This window comes from Streptomyces chattanoogensis, assembly GCF_001294335.1.
Lineage (GTDB): Bacteria > Actinomycetota > Actinomycetes > Streptomycetales > Streptomycetaceae > Streptomyces > Streptomyces chattanoogensis.
This window is the reverse complement of the sequence record NZ_LGKG01000095.1, coordinates 1-309: the sequence shown is the minus strand read 5'-3', so window position 1 is coordinate 309 and position 309 is coordinate 1. Positions and strand designations below refer to the sequence as shown.

The following is a 309-nucleotide window of genomic DNA, read 5'->3' as shown; positions in this document are numbered from 1 at the left end:
GCTCCGGGTGGGAGCAGGGGGCCGCGGGGAGCCTCGGTCAGCCGTGGGTGTACCGGCCGTCAGGGGTCGGGCAGTCCGGGTCTGAGCACGCACAGTAGGCGCCGGGCGGCTCGTCCTGGTCGTCGTCGTCCCCGGGCGGCTCGTCCCACTCGGGGTCGTTCTCGGGGGTCAACTCCCCGCAGGACATGCACCGTTCCTTGCCGTGCCGGACCCCGACCCGACCGCCGCACCGGGCGCACTCGCCCCGTTCGAGCACCGGGCCGCGTCCAGCCTGGCAGGCCGGGCAGGTGTGCCCCTCGGGGCCGGACG

The 309-nt window shown here is 76.4% G+C and carries 1 protein-coding gene; it reads right to left on the bottom strand.

Going from position 1 to position 309, the window contains the following annotated elements:
- Positions 1 to 37 precede the first annotated feature (37 nt).
- Positions 38 to 187 (bottom strand): hypothetical protein, encoded by a 150-nt coding sequence (locus ADL29_RS43415; RefSeq protein ID WP_157878463.1) that lies wholly within the window; start codon positions 185 to 187, stop codon positions 38 to 40.
- Positions 188 to 309: the final 122 nt, after the last annotated feature.

Excerpts from the sequence above, each read along its gene's own strand:
- ADL29_RS43415 (WP_157878463.1), bottom strand. The coding sequence starts at position 187 with ATGTCCTGCGGGGAGTTGACCCCCGAGAACGACCCCGAGTGGGACGAG.